This is a genomic window from Cupriavidus sp. 05N39, from assembly GCF_056397325.1.
On sequence record NZ_JBFTNE010000289.1, the window covers coordinates 1 to 518 of the forward strand.

Annotated in this window: 1 pseudogene; it reads left to right on the top strand. The window is 72.8% G+C overall.

The features are described from left to right. Positions 1-518, top strand: a pseudogene (locus AC1DN0_RS41350) (hypothetical protein); the annotation flags it as partial.

Genomic DNA, 518 nt, shown 5'->3' on the forward strand with positions numbered 1-518 from the left:
GTCGGTAGCGGTGCCATCGCCAGCGGCGCCTATGCCACCGCCACGGGCGTTGAGTCGGCGGCCAGCGGCCAGCAGGCCACCGCCACCGGCTTCCGCAGCAGCGCCTCCGATGCCGGCGCCTCCGCGTTCGGCAGCTACAGCGAGGCCAGTGGCCGCCTGTCCAATGCCTTGGGTTACGGCGCCATCGCCTCCAACACGCTGGCCACTGCGGTCGGCACCTCGGCGACGGCTTCCGGTGCCAGCGCGGTCGCGCTGGGCGAATCCAGCGAAGCCACCGGCGATGAAAGCGTCGCCATCGGTGGGTCGACCTTCTTCGGCCTGATTCCGGCGCGTGCCAGCGGCACCGGTGCAGCGGCGTTCGGCGCCGGTGCCTGGGCCACCGACGACTACGCCACCGCGATCGGCTGGAACTCGTGGGCCGATGCGGCCAGCGCCACGGCGCTGGGTGCCAATGCCTCGGCCGAGGGCGTCAACAGCGTCGCCCTGGGCGCGGGTTCCAGCGCCGACCGCGACAATAC